This window comes from Sphingomonas jejuensis (genome assembly GCF_011927695.1).
In the GTDB taxonomy this organism is placed as follows: domain Bacteria; phylum Pseudomonadota; class Alphaproteobacteria; order Sphingomonadales; family Sphingomonadaceae; genus Sphingomonas_K; species Sphingomonas_K jejuensis.
This window is the reverse complement of sequence record NZ_JAATJE010000002.1, coordinates 767,846-786,540: the sequence shown is the minus strand read 5'-3', so window position 1 is coordinate 786,540 and position 18,695 is coordinate 767,846. Positions and strand designations below refer to the sequence as shown.

Annotated in this window: 15 protein-coding genes and 1 tRNA gene; 4 read left to right on the top strand and 12 right to left on the bottom strand. The window is 70.4% G+C overall.

The genetic code is table 11. The annotated features are described in order from the left end of the window. Positions 1-35: 35 nt before the first annotated feature. Positions 36-1,286, bottom strand: a complete 1,251-nt coding sequence (locus GGR88_RS13460) for an aspartate kinase (RefSeq protein ID WP_167955893.1) — start codon at positions 1,284-1,286, stop codon at positions 36-38. Between the two features lie 81 nt (positions 1,287-1,367). Between GGR88_RS13460 and ubiG the strand changes: the two genes are divergently transcribed. Continuing rightward, positions 1,368-2,135 carry a bifunctional 2-polyprenyl-6-hydroxyphenol methylase/3-demethylubiquinol 3-O-methyltransferase UbiG gene (ubiG, locus tag GGR88_RS13455; RefSeq protein ID WP_167956262.1) on the top strand — a complete coding sequence of 256 codons (768 nt, stop codon included), beginning with the start codon at positions 1,368-1,370 and terminating at the stop codon, positions 2,133-2,135. Then, positions 2,132-2,443 (top strand): hypothetical protein, encoded by a 312-nt coding sequence (locus tag GGR88_RS13450; protein ID WP_167955891.1) that lies wholly within the window; start codon positions 2,132-2,134, stop codon positions 2,441-2,443. Before ubiG ends, GGR88_RS13450 begins: the two co-directional genes overlap by 4 nt. Before the next feature lie 34 nt (positions 2,444-2,477). Here GGR88_RS13450 and GGR88_RS13445 read toward each other — a convergent pair whose 3' ends face one another. Continuing rightward, positions 2,478-3,149, bottom strand: coding sequence for a glutathione S-transferase family protein (locus GGR88_RS13445; RefSeq protein WP_167955889.1), 672 nt, complete (start codon positions 3,147-3,149; stop codon positions 2,478-2,480). Positions 3,150-3,206: 57 nt separating this feature from the next. Between GGR88_RS13445 and GGR88_RS13440 the strand changes: the two genes are divergently transcribed. Next, positions 3,207-3,731, top strand: coding sequence for a hypothetical protein (locus GGR88_RS13440; RefSeq protein WP_167955887.1), 525 nt, complete (start codon positions 3,207-3,209; stop codon positions 3,729-3,731). Between the two features lie 6 nt (positions 3,732-3,737). On the opposite strand, the gene gltB is transcribed toward GGR88_RS13440, so the two are convergent. The 6 genes from gltB to GGR88_RS13410 form a co-directional block, all read right to left on the bottom strand. Then, complete coding sequence (gltB, locus tag GGR88_RS13435; RefSeq protein WP_209023397.1) at positions 3,738-8,264, bottom strand: glutamate synthase large subunit; 4,527 nt, start codon at positions 8,262-8,264, stop codon at positions 3,738-3,740. Continuing rightward, positions 8,261-8,998 carry a DUF2059 domain-containing protein gene (locus tag GGR88_RS13430; protein ID WP_167955885.1) on the bottom strand — a complete coding sequence of 246 codons (738 nt, stop codon included), beginning with the start codon at positions 8,996-8,998 and terminating at the stop codon, positions 8,261-8,263. The genes gltB and GGR88_RS13430 overlap by 4 nt, the downstream gene beginning before the upstream one ends. Positions 8,999-9,041: 43 nt before the next feature. Next, positions 9,042-9,854 carry a hypothetical protein gene (locus GGR88_RS13425; protein WP_167955883.1) on the bottom strand — a complete coding sequence of 271 codons (813 nt, stop codon included), beginning with the start codon at positions 9,852-9,854 and terminating at the stop codon, positions 9,042-9,044. Continuing rightward, positions 9,851-11,278, bottom strand: a complete 1,428-nt coding sequence (locus GGR88_RS13420; RefSeq protein ID WP_167955881.1) for an NAD(P)-dependent oxidoreductase — start codon at positions 11,276-11,278, stop codon at positions 9,851-9,853. Before GGR88_RS13420 ends, GGR88_RS13425 begins: the two co-directional genes overlap by 4 nt. Positions 11,279-11,421: 143 nt before the next feature. Continuing rightward, positions 11,422-12,219 carry an undecaprenyl-diphosphate phosphatase gene (locus GGR88_RS13415; RefSeq protein WP_167955879.1) on the bottom strand — a complete coding sequence of 266 codons (798 nt, stop codon included), beginning with the start codon at positions 12,217-12,219 and terminating at the stop codon, positions 11,422-11,424. A gap of 15 nt (positions 12,220-12,234) precedes the next feature. Continuing rightward, positions 12,235-13,170 (bottom strand): complex I NDUFA9 subunit family protein, encoded by a 936-nt coding sequence (locus GGR88_RS13410; protein ID WP_167955877.1) that lies wholly within the window; start codon positions 13,168-13,170, stop codon positions 12,235-12,237. 114 nt (positions 13,171-13,284) lie between these two features. On the opposite strand from GGR88_RS13410, the gene GGR88_RS13405 reads away from it, so the two are divergent. After that, positions 13,285-13,371, top strand: a tRNA-Leu gene (locus tag GGR88_RS13405). A 356-nt stretch (positions 13,372-13,727) separates the two neighbouring features. On the opposite strand, the gene GGR88_RS13400 is transcribed toward GGR88_RS13405, so the two are convergent. From GGR88_RS13400 to kdpC, 4 genes are all read right to left on the bottom strand, one after another. Further along, positions 13,728-14,612, bottom strand: coding sequence for an ATP-binding protein (locus GGR88_RS13400; RefSeq protein ID WP_167955874.1), 885 nt, complete (start codon positions 14,610-14,612; stop codon positions 13,728-13,730). 125 nt (positions 14,613-14,737) lie between these two features. After that, positions 14,738-15,421: a response regulator transcription factor gene (locus tag GGR88_RS13395; RefSeq protein WP_167955872.1), complete on the bottom strand. Its 684-nt coding sequence runs from the start codon at positions 15,419-15,421 to the stop codon at positions 14,738-14,740. A gap of 1 nt (position 15,422) precedes the next feature. Then, positions 15,423-18,107, bottom strand: coding sequence for a sensor histidine kinase (locus tag GGR88_RS13390; RefSeq protein ID WP_167955870.1), 2,685 nt, complete (start codon positions 18,105-18,107; stop codon positions 15,423-15,425). After that, the gene (gene kdpC / locus GGR88_RS13385; protein WP_167955868.1) at positions 18,107-18,691 is read right to left on the bottom strand and encodes a potassium-transporting ATPase subunit KdpC; all 585 of its coding nucleotides are present in this window, start codon (positions 18,689-18,691) and stop codon (positions 18,107-18,109) included. The genes GGR88_RS13390 and kdpC overlap by 1 nt, the downstream gene beginning before the upstream one ends. Positions 18,692-18,695: the final 4 nt, after the last annotated feature.

Here is an 18,695-nt window from a genome sequence, read left to right as displayed (position 1 = left end):
GAAAGGTTAAGGCGCGGCGCGCCCGCGCCGGAAGGTCAGGCGACCGGCGCGTCGAGACCATAGGCGGTGTGGAGCACGCGCACCGCCAGCTCGGTATAGTCTTCCTCGATCAGCACGGAGACCTTGATCTCCGACGTGGTGATCGCCTGGATGTTGATGCCGCGGTCGGCCAGTGCCTTGAACATGGTCGACGCGACGCCCGCATGGCTGCGCATTCCGACTCCGACCACGCTGATCTTCACCACTTTGGTGTCGTGCAGCATCCGCGAAAAGCCGATGCGCTCCCGCTCGCCTTCAAGCACGTCCAGCGCGCGGGCGAGCTCGGCGGCGGGAACGGTGAAGGTCACGTCGGTCGACCCGCCGGTGTGCGCCACGTTCTGCACGATCATGTCGACATTGATGCTCGCCGCCGCCAGCGGACCGAAGATGTGCGCCACCGCGCCCGGCCGGTCCGGCACGTCGGCCAGCGTCACCTTGGCCTCGTTCCGGTCATGCGCGATGCCGGTGATGAGCTGTTCTTCCATCTCGGTCTCCTCGATCTCCGCATCCCCGACGATCAGCGTGCCCTGATCGGCGCCGCCGTCGCCGGTGAAGGACGACAGCACGCGCACGCGCACGCCTTCCTTCATCGCCAGCCCCACCGACCGTGTCTGCAGCACCTTGGCGCCGACCGATGCGAGCTCCAGCATCTCCTCATAGGTGACGCGCTTCAGCTTGCGGGCGCGCGGCACGATGCGGGGGTCTGTCGTGTAGACGCCGTCGACATCGGTGTAGATGTCGCAGCGGTCGGCCTTCATCGCGGCCGCCACCGCAACCGCGCTGGTGTCCGATCCGCCGCGCCCCAGCGTCGACACGCGCCCGTCCGCCGCCATGCCCTGAAAGCCCGGGATCACCGCCACCGCGCCGGAGGCGAGCACCGCATCGAGCGACCCCGTGTCGATCGACAGGATGCGGGCGGACGCATGCGCGTCGCTGGTCGCGATCGGCAGCTGCCAGCCGAGGAAGCTGCGCGCCGGCACGCCCGCGGCCTGCAGCACGATGGCCAGAAGCCCGCTGGTCACCTGCTCACCGGACGCCACCACCACGTCATATTCGCGCGGGTCGTAGAGCGGCGCGGCCTCCCGGCAGAAACCCACCAGCCGGTCGGTTTCGCCCGCCATGGCGCTCACCACCACCGCCACCTGATGGCCGGCGTCGACTTCGGTCTTCACGCGGGCGGCGACCGTCCGGATCCGCTCGATCCCGGCCATCGACGTGCCGCCGAACTTCATGACGATGCGCGCCATGCCGGCCTGCCCCCCGTCCCACGTCTGGAAAAGCGCATGGTCGCCCGCTGCGCCCTGTCCTGATAGGATCGGCGAATCATGATGGCAAGCACGGCGCCCGGTGCGCTCGACCAGTCGCTCCCGACGCTTTCGGGCACCACGATCGACCCGCGCGAGGCGGCGCATTTCGGGGCAATGGCGTCGGACTGGTGGGATCCGGCCGGCCGGTCGGCGATGCTCCATCGCCTCAACCCGCCGCGCCTGCGCTACATTCGCGACCAGGTGGATCGCCACTGGCAGCTCGATCCGCGCGTCCGACGGCCGCTCGACGGGCGCCGCGCGCTGGATCTCGGCTGCGGCGGCGGCCTCTTGGCCGAACCGCTCGCGCGGCTGGGCGCCGCCGTCACCGCCGTCGATGCGGCGGCCGAGGCCGTCGCCGTGGCGCGGGACCATGCCGCCGCGCAGGGCCTTCAGATCGACTATCGCGCGGGCGGCGTCGAGCAGCTGGCCGGCGAGACGTTCGACCTCGTCTGCTCGCTGGAGGTGATCGAGCATGCCGCCGACCAGCCCGGCTTTGTCCGCGGGCTGGCCGCCACGCTCGCGCCCGGCGGGCTGATGATCCTGTCGACGCCGAACCGCACCGCGCTGTCGCGGCTCGCCATCGTCACGCTGGCCGAGAGCACCGGCGCCATCCCCCGCGGGACCCATGATTGGAACCGATTCCTCACGCCGGACGATCTGGCAGCGATGGTCAACGGTGCCGGACTTCGCGTGGTGGATATCTGCGGGATTGCCGCTTCCCCGACGCGCGGGTTCAGGCTGAGCGAGGACCTGTCGCTCGACTACCTCCTGACGGCGACCTGGGCGTGACGACGGGCGCGACCGCGACCATCGCCCTGGCGGTCGCGCAGCGCCGCAACGACGTGATCGACGCCCACCGCCGGGCAGGCGCCGTCTCCCCCCGCCGCGCCATCCACTACGACCCGCCGACCCGCATTCACAAACGCTACGCGCATCGGCTGGTGCGGCAGGGCGTGCTTCGCCAGGAGGAGGGGCGCACCTGGCTCGACGATCACGCCCTGTCCGAACACAGCCACAAGGAACGCTGCATCGCGCTGAAGGTGCTGATTGGTCTGATGGCGGTGCTGGGCGTGATCCTGCTGTCGCAGCTGCGCTGAGGCCGGCGGCCCGGGCCGGCCACCCGCCCGCCGCCTAGAAGTCCGGCTTGTCGTAGTGCGCGGGCGGGCTGATCACCTCCATCCGCTCCGACAGCAGCGGCCGGAAGCTGGGGCGGCTCTTCAGCCCGGAATACCAGCGCTTGGTCTGTTCATGCCCGCGCCAGTCGATGCCGCCGAGATAGTCGGCGACGGAGATGTGCGCGGCCGCCGCCAGATCGGCCAGGCTGAAGGTCGCGCCCGCCAGCCATGTGCGGTGATCGAGCAGATAGTCGAGATAGTCGAGCAGCACGTTGCCCGCCTTCATCGCCTGGCGCAGAGCGCCCGCATCGGGGGATTGCCGATGCACCAGCCGCTTCACCATGCGCTCGCGCATCATCGGCTCGCCGACTTCGGCATGGAAGATCTCGTCGCACCAGATGGTGAGGCGACGGATCTCCGCCCGGTTGACCGCAGTGCCGGAGATCATCGGCGCCTGGTTGACCGTCTCTTCCAGATATTCGCAGATCGCCGCCGATTCGATCAGAACCGTGCCGCGCTCGGCATCGACCAGCACCGGCGTGCGCCCGGCCGGGTTGAGGTCGATGAACTCGTCGCGCTTCTCCCACGGCGATTCGCGCACCAGCTCATAGCCGATGCCCTTTTCACCGAGCAGCAGCCGCACCTTGCGCGAGAAGGGGCAGAGCGGGAACTGATAGAGTTGCCACATGGGCTTCGCTGTTAGGCGTGGGCGGGCCTGTGCGAAAGGGTGTGAATGGAGGCTTTGTTGTGGCTCGCCGTGGCGTGCCTTGCCGCGGTGGCGGCGCGGCACTGGCCGCCGGCGGCGATGGCGGCCGTGATCCTGGCCACCGTCGCCGGGCTGGACCTGCCGGACATCGACGCGGCGGTCGGACTGCCCCACCGCAGCGGCCTGACCCACAGCCTGCTGCCAGCGATGCCGGCGCTGCTCCGCCGCCGCTGGCACCCGGTCGCGGCGGGGCTGGCGATCGGGCTCGGCATGCATCTGGCGGCGGACAGCTTTCCCAATGCGATGACCGGCTACGCCACGGTGAAGCTGCCGCTGGCGGGCGGCATCGGCGCGGCCGGCTCTTATCTCTGGCTCGGCCTCAACGCCGTTGCCGCCACGGCGGTCGGCGTCAGCCGCATCCTCGCGCTGTTCGGGCGAACGGCCGCCCTCGTCCTCCTCGCCACGCTGACGGTCATCGGCGCAGGCTATCTGCTGCGCACCGACGGCGGCTGGCCGGTGCTGGCGCTGGGCGCGCTGGCGGGATGGCTGATGCTCCGGCGCTGACCGGCGCTATTCGGCCGCGATCGGCTCCGGCTCGGCGAGCGGCACGTCCAGACGGCCGATCATCTCCTTGGGGCAGACCTGCCACAGCCGCGCGCGCGTTCCCGCCCAATCATCCAGCAGCCCGCGCGCCCAGCGGCTTTCGGTCGCGGCGGCATGCGCCTCGATCAGGTCGCGGCAGCGGCGCTCCCACTCCGGATGAGCGATGCGCTGCCACAGGATGCTGTCCGGGTTGGCGCGGCGGGCAAAGCCGTCGTCGGCATCCAGCACAAAGGCCATGCCGCCCGTCATGCCCGCGCCGAAATTGGGGCCGACCGCCCCCAGAATCACGGCGGTGCCGCCCGTCATATATTCGCACCCGTTCGCGCCGCAGCCTTCGACCACGACCGTGGCGCCCGAATTGCGGACGGCGAAGCGTTCACCCGCCTGCCCCGCCGCGAACACGCGTCCGGCCGTGGCGCCGTAGAGCGCGGTGTTGCCGATGATGGTGTTCAGCTGGCTTTCGCGCTGGGCGGATGGCGGCGGGCGCACGATGATCTCGCCGCCCGACAGGCCCTTGCCGACATAATCGTTGGCGTCGCCGAACAGCTGGATCCGGATGCCCTTGGCCAGGAACGCACCCAGCGACTGACCGGCCGAGCCGCGCAGCCGCAGCTGCACATGCCCGTCGGCCAGCGCCGACATGCCGTAGCGCGCTACCACCTCCGCCGACAGCCGCGTGCCGATCGCGCGGTGCGTGTTCCTGACATTGTAGCTGAGCTGCATGCGCTCGCCCCGCTCGAACACGGGGGCGGCGTCGCCCAGCATGGTGGCATCCAGGCTGTCGGGCACTTCGTTCCGGAAGGTGGCGGGGGCAAAGCGCGGCCCTCCCACCTCCGTGCTGACCTTGGCCAGGATGGGGTTGAGGTCGAGGTCGTCGAGATGTTCCGCACCGCGGCTGACCTGGCGGAGCAGGTCGGTCCGCCCGATCAGCTCGTCGATCGACCGCACGCCCAGCTTCGCCAGCAGCTCGCGCACTTCCTCGGCGATGAAGCTCATCAGGTTGATCACCTTCTCCGGCGATCCGCCGAACTTCTCGCGCAGCCGCTCGTCCTGCGTGCAGACGCCGACCGGGCAGGTGTTGGAATGGCACTGCCGCACCATGATGCAGCCCATGGCCACCAGGCTCAGCGTGCCGATGCCATATTCCTCGGCGCCCAGGATGGCCGCGATCACGACATCGCGCCCGGTCCGCAGCCCGCCGTCGGTGCGCAGCCGCACCTTGTGGCGCAGGCCGTTGAGCGTCAGCACCTGATTGACTTCGCTCAGGCCCATTTCCCACGGCGTGCCGGCATATTTGATGCTGGTCTGCGGGCTTGCACCGGTGCCGCCGACATGGCCGGACACCAGGATCGCGTCGGCATGCGCCTTGGCGACGCCCGCCGCGACCGTGCCGATGCCGGCCGACGACACCAGCTTCACGCACACCCTGGCGCGCGGGTTGATCTGCTTCAGATCGTAGATGAGCTGCGCCAGATCCTCGATCGAATAGATGTCGTGGTGCGGCGGTGGGGAGATCAGCGTGACGCCCGGCGTCGCGTGGCGCAGCTTTGCGATCATCTCCGTCACCTTGAAGCCGGGCAGCTGACCGCCCTCGCCCGGCTTTGCGCCCTGCGCGACCTTGATCTCCAGCTCCTCGGCCGCGCCCAGATACTCCGCCGTGACGCCGAAGCGGCCGGACGCGATCTGCTTGATGCCGGAATTGGCGTTGTCGCCTCCGGGCTTCGGGCGGAAGCGTTCGGGATCCTCGCCGCCTTCGCCGGACACCGCCTTGGCGCCCATCCGGTTCATGGCGATGGCGAGCGTCTCGTGCGCCTCGGGCGACAGCGCGCCCAGGCTCATGCCCGGCGTCACGAAGCGCTTGCGGATCGCCGTCACCGGCTCCACCGCCTCGATCGGCAGCGGGGTTGGCGCCTCGTTCAGCTCAAGGAGGTCGCGGATCGTCGCCGGCGGAAGCTCCGCCACCCCGCGCGAAAAACGCAGATAGGTCGAATAGCTGTCGGTCGAAACCGCCGTCTGCAGCAGGTGCATCAGGGGCGCGGTCCAGCCGTGCGACTCCCCACCCGGCCGCTGGCGGTAGAATCCGCCGACGGGCAACGTCGCCACCGCCCGGTCGAAGGCCGCCTCGTGCCGCATGCAGGCGTTGAGCTGCAGCGAGGCATAGCCTTCGCCCGAGATCTTGGACGGCATGCCCGGGAACAGGTCGGCGATCAGCGCGCGGCTGAGGCCCACCGCCTCGAAATTATAGCCGCCGCGATAGGAGGAGATCACGCTGATCCCCATCTTCGACATGATCTTCAAAAGCCCGTCGTCCAGCGCCTTGCGATAGCGCCTGATGCATTCGGCAAGGCTGCGGTCGCCGAACAGGCCGCGCGCCTGCCGATCGGCGATGGCGGCTTCGGCCAGATACGGGTTCACGGTGGTCGCGCCCACGCCGACCAGCACCGCAACATAATGGGTGTCCAGACACTCGGCCGCACGCACGTTCACGGATGCGTAGGACCGCAGGCCCCGGCGGACGAGATGCGTGTGGACGGCAGCGGCCGCCAGCACCATCGGGATGGCGACCTTGTCCTCGGCGACATGCTCGTCGGTCAGGAACAGCTCGGTCCGGCCTTCGCGCACCGCCTGTTCGGCGGCGGCGCGGACACGGGCGATGGCATCCTTCAGGCGCGATGCGCCGCCCCTCGCCGGGAAGGTGCAGTCGATGGTCGCCGCACGATCGGCGAAGTGCGCCTGGAGGCGGCTCCATCCGGCGGAGTCCACCACCGGGCTGTCCAGCACCACCACGCCGTCGCTGCTGCGCGCGGTGTCGAGGATGTTGGCGAGATTGCCGAACCTGGTCTTCAGGCTCATCACCGCGCCTTCGCGCAGGGGATCGATCGGCGGGTTGGTGACCTGGCTGAAATTCTGCCGGAAGAAGCCGTGGATCAGCCGCGGCTTGTCCGAGATGACGGCGAGCGGCGTATCGTCGCCCATCGATCCGATCGCTTCCTTGGCGTCGTCCACCGCGGGCGCCAGGATCAGCTCCATGTCCTCCATGGTCTGCCCGGCCGCCACCTGCCGGCGCCCGAGCTCCGCGCGCGTCCAGGCGGGCAGCGCGTCGGACGCTGGCGGCGGCAGGTCGTCGAGGCCGAGCTGCCCCTCCGTCAGTGCGGCATAGGGTTGCTCGCCCGCGATCCGGTCCTTCAGCGCGCGGTCGTCCAGGAGCACGCCTTCGTCCAGGTCGACGGCGATCATCTGTCCCGGGCCGAGCCGTCCCTTTGCCAGGATGTTCGCTTCGGGCACGACCACCATGCCGCTTTCCGATCCAACGATCAGCAGCCCGTCGGCGGTCAGGGTGGTGCGCAGCGGGCGCAGCGCTGCGCGATCGGTGCCGGCGACGGCATAGCGCCCATCCGTCATGGCAAGCGCGGCCGGGCCGTCCCACGGCTCCATCACGCTTGCAAGATAGCTGTACATCGCGCGGTGGCTGTCCGGCAGTTCCGGATTGTGCTGCCAGGCTTCGGGCACCAGCATCGTCTTTGCGGTCGGCGCGTCGCGGCCCGACCGGCAGATCGCCTCGAACACGGCGTCCAGCGCGGCGGTATCCGACGCGCCGGCCGGGATCAGCGGCTTGATGTCTTCGGACTCCTCTCCGAAGGCGATGGACGCCATCCGGATTTCGTGGCTCTTCATCCAGTTCTTGTTGCCGCGGATCGTGTTGATCTCGCCATTATGGGCCAGGCAGCGAAACGGCTGCGCCAGCCACCAGCGCGGAAAGGTGTTGGTGGAATAACGCTGGTGGAAGATCGCGACGCGGCTTTCGAAGCGCTGGTCGCCCAGGTCCGGATAGAAGGCCGACAGTGATTCCGCGAGGAACAGCCCCTTGTAGATGATCGACCGGCCGGACAGCGAGCAGATGTAGAAGTCGGCGACCTGCGCCTCCACCACCCGCTTCTCGATGCGGCGACGCACCAGGTACAGCCGCTTCTCATATTCGGCGGCCGCCATGTCGCCCGGCAGGGGGCCTGCGACCATGATCTGTTCGATCTCCGGCCGCGTCGCCGCCGCCTTCGGGCCGATCACGGAGGTATCGACCGGCACCTGGCGCCAGCCGTAGATCGTCCAGCCCGCCTCGATCAGCTCGCTTTCGACGATCGCGCGGCAGGTCTCCTGCGCGGCAAGGTCCGTGCGGGGCAGGAACACCATGCCGACGGCCAGGCGGTTGGGCAGCACCCGGTGGCCCGCGGCGGCGATGGCATCGTCGAAGAAGCGCACCGGCAGGTCGACCAGCAGCCCGGCGCCGTCGCCGGTCTTGCCGTCGGCATCGACGGCGCCGCGGTGCCACACCGCCTTAAGCGCCTCGATGGCGGCCGCGACGATCCGCCGCGACGGGCGGCCGTCGACTGCCGCGACCAGACCGACGCCGCAGGCATCGCCCTCCATGTCGGGGCGGTACATGCCGTCGCGCGCCAGCCGGGCGCGTTCTGCCTCCACGGGATCGATCGGGCTCATCGCTGCTTCTCCGCGCCGGCCAGACGCTTGCGCACGATTTCCTGGCTGGCCGTCATGATCTCGGTCTGGTCCTCGGCGCTCAGCTCCTGGCTCCAGGCCACCAGCGTGCGAGCCGCCTCCGGGTTCATCCGCTCCACCTTCTGCAGCAGACCGCCGTCACGAAGCCGCATCAGCACCTCCTGGTCGGCGGGCGACAAGGCCATCGCGGTGGCCTGGCCAGCGCGGCCGAGGTCCTCGAGCACGGCGCTGCTGTCGGGAACACGGTCGCGGCGCGCAGCCGCGGACTCGACCGTCGCGTCGCCGTTGACGCGCTGCTGCATCCCGCGAATGAAGCGGATCCCCGTCGGCGACCCGTAGAAGGCGCGCAGCCGTCCGATCTCGCCCGGCGTGAACCGCTGCTGGTAAAGCGCGCCGAGCCGCTGATGGAGGCCGGGCAGCCGCCGCTCCGCCGACCGCGTCACGATCGGCAGGATGGCATCGACGACGGCCGCGGCGGTGCCGGGCGATCGCGCCTCGATCTCCTGCATTCCCGGATCGCGCCCGTACAGGTCGATCATCATCGCGCGCGCCTGCTGCTGGCTGCCGGGGCCGAACACGAGGTCGGGTCCGGCAAGCAGCTCCGCGAGCGCCAGCGCCTCTGCACTGACCGGGCGCGCCGTCTCCGCGCGCGATGCGACCGGAGGCGGCGGCGCCGCCGGCTGGGTTGCGGCGAGAAGGATCAAAAGCAGCATCATCGGGACGTCCGGATGGAGAGGAGAGGGTGTCGGTGGCCGCCGGTCATGGCCGGGTGCGCTCCTGCACGACCTTGGCGATGGCGGCGCGCACCTCGGGCTCGGCACGCTGGGCCAGCGCGTTCGTCTCGCGCATCACCAGCGATGCGGCGACGGGGCCGATCTCGTTCAGCGCCTGACCGGCCGGCGTGGCGGCGAAACGTTGGAGCTCGGTTGCCTGTTCGGTCGTCAGCGCGCCGACCGATGCCGCGCCTGCCCGCGCCAGATCGCCGGCACGCAGCGCAGGGCCACCGTCGCCGGCACGGTCCATGGCGGGGCCCGCGATGCTCTGGCTGGCGCCGCGCTGCATCGCACGGGCCGTGTCGGTGCGCATGAAGCGGCCGATCTCGCGGAACTGGTCCGCCGTCGCCCGGCCCCGCACGGCATCCGCGATGCGCCCCTGGATGCCCGGCAGCTCGCGCCGGAACACGGCTTCCATCGCAGCGGCGCCGGCTTCGCGCGCGGCCTGCTGCGTGCCGGGCCGTGCGCGTTCCAGCGCGACATTTTCCGGCACGGACGCAAAGCTCGCGTCGAACGTCTGGCGGAACAGGGCGACGCCCTGATCCGTCACCTGCGATGCCGGCATGAACAGGCGCGCATAATCGAGCGCCGGATCGTCCGTTTCCGGGATGGCGGCGGTCTCCCCGCCAGCGGCGGTCGCGGTGGCGGCACCCGGCGCGGTCGCCGTTCCAGCCGCGTTCGCGGCATCCCCGCCATTCACGTCATCAGCAGCGCCGCCGCCGCCGTCGCAGCCCGCCAAAGCCAGCAGCGCTGCGACCGCAAGAGCGGGAGCCGCCCTGCCAGGCCCGATGGTCGTCATGCCGCCACCCTCTCGCTCGCTGCCTTGGCGCGCAGCCAGGCGTGGATGTTGTCGGCCGCCTCGCGTCCGTCGCGGATCGCCCAGACCACCAGGCTGGCGCCGCGCACGATGTCGCCGGCGGCGAACACGCCGTCCAGCGCGGTCATCATCGTGCGGTGGTCGACGCGGACCGTGCCCCAGCGCGTGACGCCCAGGTCGGGCGATCCCCACAGCGTCGGCAGGTCTTCCGCGTCGAAGCCCAGCGCCTTGATCACGAGGTCCGCCGGAAGATCGAAGCCGCCGTCCGGGCGCGGTTCCGGCGCGCGCCGGCCGCCGGCGTCCGCCGGGCCGAGCCGCATCGCGGTTGCCCGGACGCCGGTCACCCGATCCGACCCTGAAAAAGCGTCGGGCGCGGACAGCCACACGAACTCCGCCCCCTCCTCCTCGGCATGCGCCACCTCTCGCAGGGACCCGGGCATGTTGTCCCGATCGCGCCGGTAAAGGCACCGGACCGACGCCGCCTTCTGGCGGATGGCGGTGCGCACGCAGTCCATGGCGGTATCGCCGCCGCCCACCACCACCACATGGCGCCCGGCCGCATCCAGCGTGCCATCATCGAAGCGTGGCACCGCATCACCGAAGCCCTTCCGGTTCGATGCGGTGAGATAGTCGAGCGCCTCGACGATCCCGCTCTGCGGATTGCCCGCCGCCTTCAGCGCACGCGCCTTGTAGACGCCGGTGGCGATCAGCACGGCGTCGTGACGCTGCCGCAGCTCCTCCAGCGTCGCGTCGCGGCCCACCTCGAACCCGTTGTGGAAGTGGATCCCGCCCGCGGCGAGCCGTTCCACCCGGCGCATCACCACCGGCTTTTCCAGCTTGAAGCCCGGAATGCCGTAGGTCAGCAGCCCGCCGCTGCGATCATGGCGGTCATAGACATGGACGTCGTGCCCGGCGATCCGCAGCTGCTCCGCCGCGCTCAGCCCCGCGGGTCCAGCCCCGATGATCCCGACCGAACGCCCGGTCGGGCGGCCGGGTTCGAGCGGCTCGACCCAGCCCTGTTCCCATGCGGTGTCGGTGATGAAGCGTTCAACCGACCCGATCGTCACGGCGCCGTGCCCGGATCCCTCGATCACGCAATTGCCCTCGCACAGGCGATCCTGCGGGCAGATGCGTCCGCAGATCTCCGGCATCGACGAGGTCGCGTTGGACAGCTCGTACGCCTCGCGCAACCGCCCCTCCGCGGTCAGGCGCAGCCAGTCGGGGATGTGGTTGTGGAGCGGGCAGTGCACCGTGCAGTAGGGCACCCCGCATTGGGCACAGCGCGACGATTGCGCCTCGGCGGGCGGAACCGCGTAGCGATCCGCAATCTCCCGAAAGTCGGCGGCCCGGTCCGCGGGCGCGCGCTTGTCCGGATAGGCTTGGGGCTGGACGACGAAGCTTTGCATCGGATTACGAATGCACAGCCACAGCCCCAAGTCACGCAAGAAAATGACAGTAGGTCAGTACAGCTGCCGCTTTGCGCTGGCGGATTTTTGCCCCGGCGCGCCCAGCGTTGCCGAGCAAGTGAGTAGTAGGTCCGATTCGGTCCTTATAGCAGCCAGATCAGCGCGGCCGACCCAAGGATGATTCGGTACCACGCGAAGGGAGCGAACCCGTATCTGCTGACGACTGCGACAAAGGCGCGCACGATCACCAGCGCCACGATGAACGCGGCGGCGAAGCCGATGCCGATCGCCTGCATGTCGTCGAAGGTCAGGAGGTCGCGATCCTTCCACAGCGCAAAGACTGTCGCGCCCAGCATCGTCGGCACCGCCAGGAAGAAGCTGAACTCGGCCGCCGTTTTGCGCTCCACCTTCATCAGCAGCGCCCCCATGATGGTCGCGCCCGATCGGCTGACCCCCGGGATCATGGCGATGCACTGCACCGCGCCGATCGCCACCGCGGTGCGCAGCGGCATCCGTTCCACGCTGTCGATCCGCGGGATCTGGATCAGCCGTTCGATGACGAGGATGAGCACACCGCCGACAACCAGCGCCACCGCCACCACCACGGGCGTCTGGATCGCCTCACGGATTGCCGAATAGAAGATCGCGCCCACCAGCATGGCGGGCAGGAAGCCGATCAGGATGTTGCGGGTGAACAGGATCGCGTCGCGGTCTCGCCGCAACAGCCCGCCCGCCACGCCCAGGAAGCGCTGCCGATAGGCGATCAGCACGGCCAGGATCGCGCCCAGCTGGATCGCGATGTTGAACGCGACCGACCCCTCGCCCGTGAAGCCGAGCAGCGCGCCGGCCAGGATCAGGTGGCCGGTCGACGAGACCGGCAGGAATTCGGTCAGCCCCTCGATGATGCCAAGCAGCGCCGGGATCAGGATGGAATCGAGCATGCGTCGGCGCTGGCGTCAGCGCGCGGCGGCGTCGGTGGCGAAGCGCCCGTGCCGGCGGTAGATCACCAGCCAGTCCGGGGCGACCGCCGCCAGCGGCGTGGCCGCGACGCCCAGCGCCTCCAGCCCCGCCGCCCCACCACCCACAACGTTGGGGATGCCCAGCATCCGCCACTGGTCATAGGTGATCGGAGCGCCCGGCAGGAAGCCGGCGCGGGCGATCAGCCGCGACACGGCATCCGGCAGCTCGACAAAGCTCGGGCTGCGGCCGGTAATCGCGGCGATCGCCTGGTTGAACTGCAGCATCGACATGACCTCCGGCCCGCCGAGTTCATAGGTGCGACCATCATGGCCGCCATCGGCGAGCGCGGCGGCCACCGCGGCTGCGACATCGGCCACATAGACGGGCTGGAACCGGGCGTTGCCGCGGATCACCGGCACCACGGGAAGCGCGCGGATCAGCCCGGCGAACCGGTTGGTGAACTGGTCCTCCCGCCCGAAGATCATGGACGGCCGCAGGATCACCGTGCCCGGCAGGGCGGCCCGCGCCGCGGCCTCGCCCGCGCCCTTGGTGCGGAAATAGGTGATGTCGGAGCCTTCATCGGCGCCGATCGCGGAGACATGCACCATCGATTGGACACCCGCGGCGGCGGCGGCCCGCGCGATCAGCCCGGGGCCGTCCGCCTGGACCGCCTCGATGTTGGCGCCAAAGGTGCCGACAAGGTTCACGACCGCGTCGGCGCCGCTCACGGCGCGTGCGATGCTGTCCGGCCGGCGGACGTCGGCCGCGACGAACTGCGTCTGCCCCAGGCCGCCCTGCGGCCGCAGGAAGTACGCCGCCTTCGGATTGCGCTGCGCCACCCGGACGCGCGCGCCGCGCTTGATCAGCGCCTGCGCGACATAGCGTCCGACAAAGCCGCCACCGCCGAACAGCGTGACCAGCCGATCCCTCATGCCCCGTCTCGCTCCCTTCCGCAGCCCGATGCCGCACCACGCGGTCGCCTTGCCCGCGCAACGCCCCGTTGACAAGCCGCGAGCCTCGCCCCTAAAGCCCGCCGCCTACCCCGTGCCCAGATGGCGGAATTGGTAGACGCACCAGCTTCAGGTGCTGGCGGTCGCAAGGCCGTGGAGGTTCGAGTCCTCTTCTGGGCACCATTTTTGTCAGAAACCGCTAGTTGCGAGCTCCGGGGCGCTCTCTGGCGATAGAGTCGCCCGTTGCAGCGCACGGGCGGTCCGTAGATTTCCCCGGCCTGACGCTATCCGTTGCACGCAGCGTTCCTCCCGCGGCTTCAGTCAGGCAGCACAACCAGCCCAGACGACGGACCCTGCGCTGGCAAGAAGGTTGTTCCCGACGGCTCGTGGAGTCGCTGCTGAACAGCGATCACTTGACCACTCCCCCCGCTTTGTAGCCCGCATAAGTAGCGGCAGGCGCGTGCCGCACCGTCCTGGGTCATCTGGACCAGCCTCACCGCAACACGGACATCGATAAAGTCGGTGATGGTCGAACGCCGTCACACGCCGGGAAGGTGAAAACGGATCGTGGCCCCGCCGGTCGGGTTGTTCACCGCGACAAGGCTGCTGCCATGCTCCTCCAGGATGGTGCGGCAGATCGACAGGCCGATGCCCAGGCCATCCGGCTTGCTTGTCTTCACCGACACGGTCTCTCCCGCCATCGCCGTTGGCGCGAAGCCTGGGCCGGTGTCGGAAACGCTGAGTTCGACGCGTCCGTCCGCGCACGGCGCGGCGGCCAGGATGATCGTGCGCGTGGCACATCCCTCCAAGGCGTCCACGGCGTTGCGGATGAGGTTAATCAGGACCTGCTGGATCTGCACGCGCTCCACGAGGACCTGATCGACGCCGGGTCGGATGCCGTGCAGCTGCGCGTTGATGATGGAGAGTTCCGCCGTGCGTTCGGCAACACGCGCTTCAAGGCTTTGCGTCAGCGCGCGCAGTTCGGCCTCCGCCGCCTGCCGCGCGGCGAGGTGCGCCGCAGTCTCCTCCTGACGTGCCCGGGCGCGCAGCGCGCTGCGCACCGTTCCCAGCAGGGTGGCAGGGTGAACCGGGCGCTCCACCTCGGTCACGTTGCGCATCATTTGCAGGGCGGGATTGGTCGGATGAGAGCGGCCCCGTCGGCTGAGCACCACGAACGGAAAGTCAGACCATGGCGGCTGCGCCTCGACGGCCTGCGCGATCGCCGCGGGCGGGACGTCGCTCAACGCTTCCTCGGCGACCAGCGCGGCGGCGAATCGTGCGGGAACGACGCCGTTCAGCAACGAGGCCATCGTCTCCACCGATCGCTCGATGCCGGCCGAACGGAGGATCCCGTCGATCACGGCGGCGTCGCGGCCGCCTGGGGCGACGATCGCCACCACAGTTGATCCGCCCTGGCGGGTCACCTCTCTGTCGCGGCGACCGGAACGCCGGTCAGGATGCCCTGGAAGTCGCGCAGCACCAGCACATGTTGCGGACACCGCGTCCTCCACCAACCGGCAACAGGCTCGCCGCATGGCCTCGGCCGCGCCTAGGCGCCCCGCGCGAGGAGGCGATAGCCGACGCCGAGTTCGTTCGCGATCACGCTGCCGACCGGGTCGGGCGCCTCGATCTTCTGCCGGAGGTTGCGGATGACGATGCGCAGATATTCGATGCGCGGATCCTCGTCCCCGCTCCAGGCGGTCTCGATCAGCTGCTTGTGCATCACCACGCGGCCGACCTGCCGGGCGAGCAGCGCGAGCACGTCATATTCCTTGCGCGTCAGGTGCAGCTCCGCGCCGCCGCGGGTCACGATGCGGCGGTCGAGGTCAATCGCGAGGTCGCCGGTGGTGATGCGCTCCGGCTGCTGCCCCGCGTCACGGCGGTGGCGGAGCGCCACGCGCAGGCGGGCGAGCAGCTCGTCCGTGTCGAACGGCTTGGACACATAATCGTCGGCGCCGAGATCGAGCGCGGCGACCTTCTCCTCCGTCGCATCGCGCGCCGACACCACCAGCACCGCCCGCTCGCGCGCCGCGAGCAAGGGCACGAGGCCGAGGCCGTCGCGATCGGGAAGGCCGAGGTCGAGCAGCACCGCGTCGGGGTGCGCCGTCCCGGCGAGCGCCAGCGCGTCGCGCCCGGTCGCCGCTTCCGCCACCGCATAGCCTGCATGCACCAGCGTGTTGCGGAGCAGCCGCCGGATCGCGGCATCGTCGTCGACCACCAGCACCGTCGCCATGTCAGATCACCCGGTCCACGGCGACGTCGCGCACGACCAGTGCGGCGGGAAACACGAGCGTGAAGCGCGCGCCGGCCGCGTCCGTGCGATTGGCGGCCTCCACCGACATGCCCATGGCTTCGCTGAACGCCTTGACAATGGCAAGGCCGAGCCCGGTGCCGCCGACTGCACGATCCGATCCCTCGACCCGGCGGAAGGTTTCGAACAGCTCGGCCTCGCGCCCGGGCGGCAGGCCCGGGCCGTGGTCCACCACCGACAGCCGCAACTCGCCCTGCCGGTTGCGCCCTTCCACCAGCACGGTGGTACCCGGGTCGGCATAGCGCCCGGCATTTTCCAGCAGGTTGAGCAGGATGTGGTGGAGAAGCGTCGGATCCGCACGCACCAGCGGCAGGTCGGGCGGCACGTCGAGCCGGACCGCCCGGTCGCCGAGCGCGCGGCGCGCGTCGTTGGCCGCTCCCGCCACCGCATCCCCCAGATCGATCGGTTCAACCGCCAGCGTCAGGGCGCCCGCCTCCACCCGCGCCATGTCGAGCAGGTTGGCGACGAAGCGGTCGAGCCGCTGCGCTTCCGTCTCGATGGTGGTGATCAGGTCGGGGGAGCGGTCGTGGCGCAGCTGGTGCGCGGCCGCCAGAACCGCGGTCAGCGGTGTCCGCAGGTCGTGGCTGACCGACGACAGCAGCGCGCTGCGCAGGCGGTCGCGCATCCGCACCGCGTCGACATCGCGCATCTCCGTCTGGAGGCGCAGCCGCTCCAGCACGAGCGCGGCTTGGTCGACCAGGCTGCTAAGCAGCGGCAGCTGGTCGGCGCGCACCGGATTGCCGGCACGCTCGCTGGCGATGCCGAGCACGGCCAGCACCCGGTCACCCGCGTGCAGCGGCTGGAACAGCCATTCGGACGCCGCCAGCGTGCCCGATCCCTTCCCGGCGGCGACGCCGGTGTCGAGCGCCCAGCGCGCCGCGGCGCTGTCGACCGTCTCCAGCCGGTAATCCGGATCGCTCGCCGCGAGGATGTCGAGCGCGATGCCCTCGCCCGGGCCGAGCAGCACCGCGCGCACGTCCAGCAGCTGGCGCACGTCGTCGCAGATCCGCTGCGCGGCGGCATCGGCATCGTTGACGGTCGCGATCTGGCGCAGGAATCCCGCCAGCGTGGCATTGGTGCGTGCGCTGCGGGAGGCGAGGTCGGCCTGCGCGCGCACCCGCGCCGTCAGCTGGCTGGTCGCCACCGCGATGCTCAGCAGGACGACGATCGACACGACATTCTCGGGGTCGCTCACCGTCAGCGTGCCCGTCGGCGGCAGAAAGAAGAAGTTGTAGGCGAGGGTGGAGGCGAGGCCCGCGTAAAGGCCGGTGCGAAGGCCATAAAGGCTGGCCGCCGCCATCACCGGCAGCAGGTACAGCAGCGCGACATTGCCCAGGTTGAGCACCTGGAACAGCGTGCTCGCCAGCGCCGTCACCGCCGCCACCAGCCCGGTCGTCACGGCATAGCCGGCAGGCGACCCCCAGGCGCCGGCGACGCGCGCCGATCGCTCCGGCGGGCCGGCCGGCGGCATCGGCAGCACGTGCACCGTGACGTCGGGCGTGTCGCGCACCAGCCGGTCGACCACCGATCCGTGCCGCAGCTCGAACCAGCGGGATCGCTGCGACTTGCCGACCACCAGTTGCGTCGCGCGCGCATCCGCCAGGAACGCCTTGATGCCGTCGACCACATTGGGGGCGGGCACGGTCGCAACCGCACCGCCCAGCTGCGCGGCAAGCGTCATCACGGCGGCGACCCGGGCATGCTGCGCGGCCGTGAAGCCCTGCACGCGCGGCGTTTCGACGAACAGCGCGGTCCACGGCCCCCGCAGCCCGTCGGCGACGCGCTTGGCCGCGCGCACCAGCCCGTCGCAGCCCGGCAGCTCGTTGATCGCCACGACGATGCGATCGGTCCCCGCCCATGTGCCGCCAAGGCCGAGCGCGCGCACATCGTCCAGCATGCGCGCGTCCACCGCCTGCGCCGCGCGCCGCAGCGCAAGCTCGCGAAGCGCCGACAGGTTCGATTTCGAGAAGAAGTGGCCAAGCGCGCGGGTCGCCTCCGCCGGCAGGTAGACCTTGCCCGCCTTCAGCCGCTCGATCAGCTCGTCGGGCGGAATGTCGACGACCTCGATCTCGGCCTGCTCCAGCACGCTGTCGGGCACCGTTTCGCGCACCCGCACTCGGGTGAAGCTCGCCACGACGTCGTTCAGGCTTTCCACATGTTGGATGTTGACGGTGGAATAGACGTCGATCCCGGCCGCGAGCAGCTCCTCCACGTCCTGGAAGCGCTTGGGGTGGCGGCTGCCCGGCGCGTTGGTGTGGGCAAGCTCGTCGACCAGCACCAGGCGCGGCGCGCGGGCCAGGACGGCGTCCAGGTCCATCTCGTCAAGCATGCGCCCCTCATAGGGGACGGCCCTGCGCGCGATCACCTCGTGGCCGCGGGTCAGCGCCTCCGTCTCGGCCCGCCCATGGGTTTCCACCACGCCGATCACGACGTCGACGCCGTCGCGTTTCCGCGCGGCGCCCTCCGACAGCATCTCGTACGTCTTGCCGACGCCCGGCGCGGCGCCGAGGAAGATCTTCAGCCGGCCCCGACCCTCCTGCGCGGCGGCGCGCAGGAGGGCATCGGGATCGGGTCGTCCCGGATCGGGGCCGGATCCGGCTGTCGCCATCAACGCCCGCGTGCGGCCGCCGCGGCGTCGAGCGCCCGGTTGAGCGCCAGCACGTTGACATGGGGATCGCCCAGCACCGACGTCTCGGTCAGCGCGGTGACGAGCGCACGCACCTCGCCGACGGGCAGCCCGCGCACCGCAGCGATGCGCGTCGCCTGCGCCAGCGCCGCCGCCGGCGACAGGTCGGGGTCGAGGCCGGAGCCGCTGGCGGTGACCAGATCCGCCGGGATCGCCCCCGTCACGCCCTGCGCGCGGCGAGCATCGATGTCGCCGCGCACGCGATCGACCAGGTCCCGCGACGTCGGCCCCAGGTTCGACCCGGACGATGACAGCCCGTTGTAGCCGTCACCCGCCGCCGACGGCCGCGTCTGGAAATAACGGTCGCCGGTGAACGCCTGCCCGACCACGGTGGAACCGATCACCTGTCCGTCCGCGTCCCGCACCAGACTGCCGTTCGCCTGCGCCGGGAAGATCGCCTGGCCGATGCCGGTCATCGCCAGCGGATAGGCGATGCCGAGCAGCGCGGCGAACAGGATCGTGAGCACGATCGCGGGCCGCAGAGCCGATGTGAAATCCTTGCCCATGTTC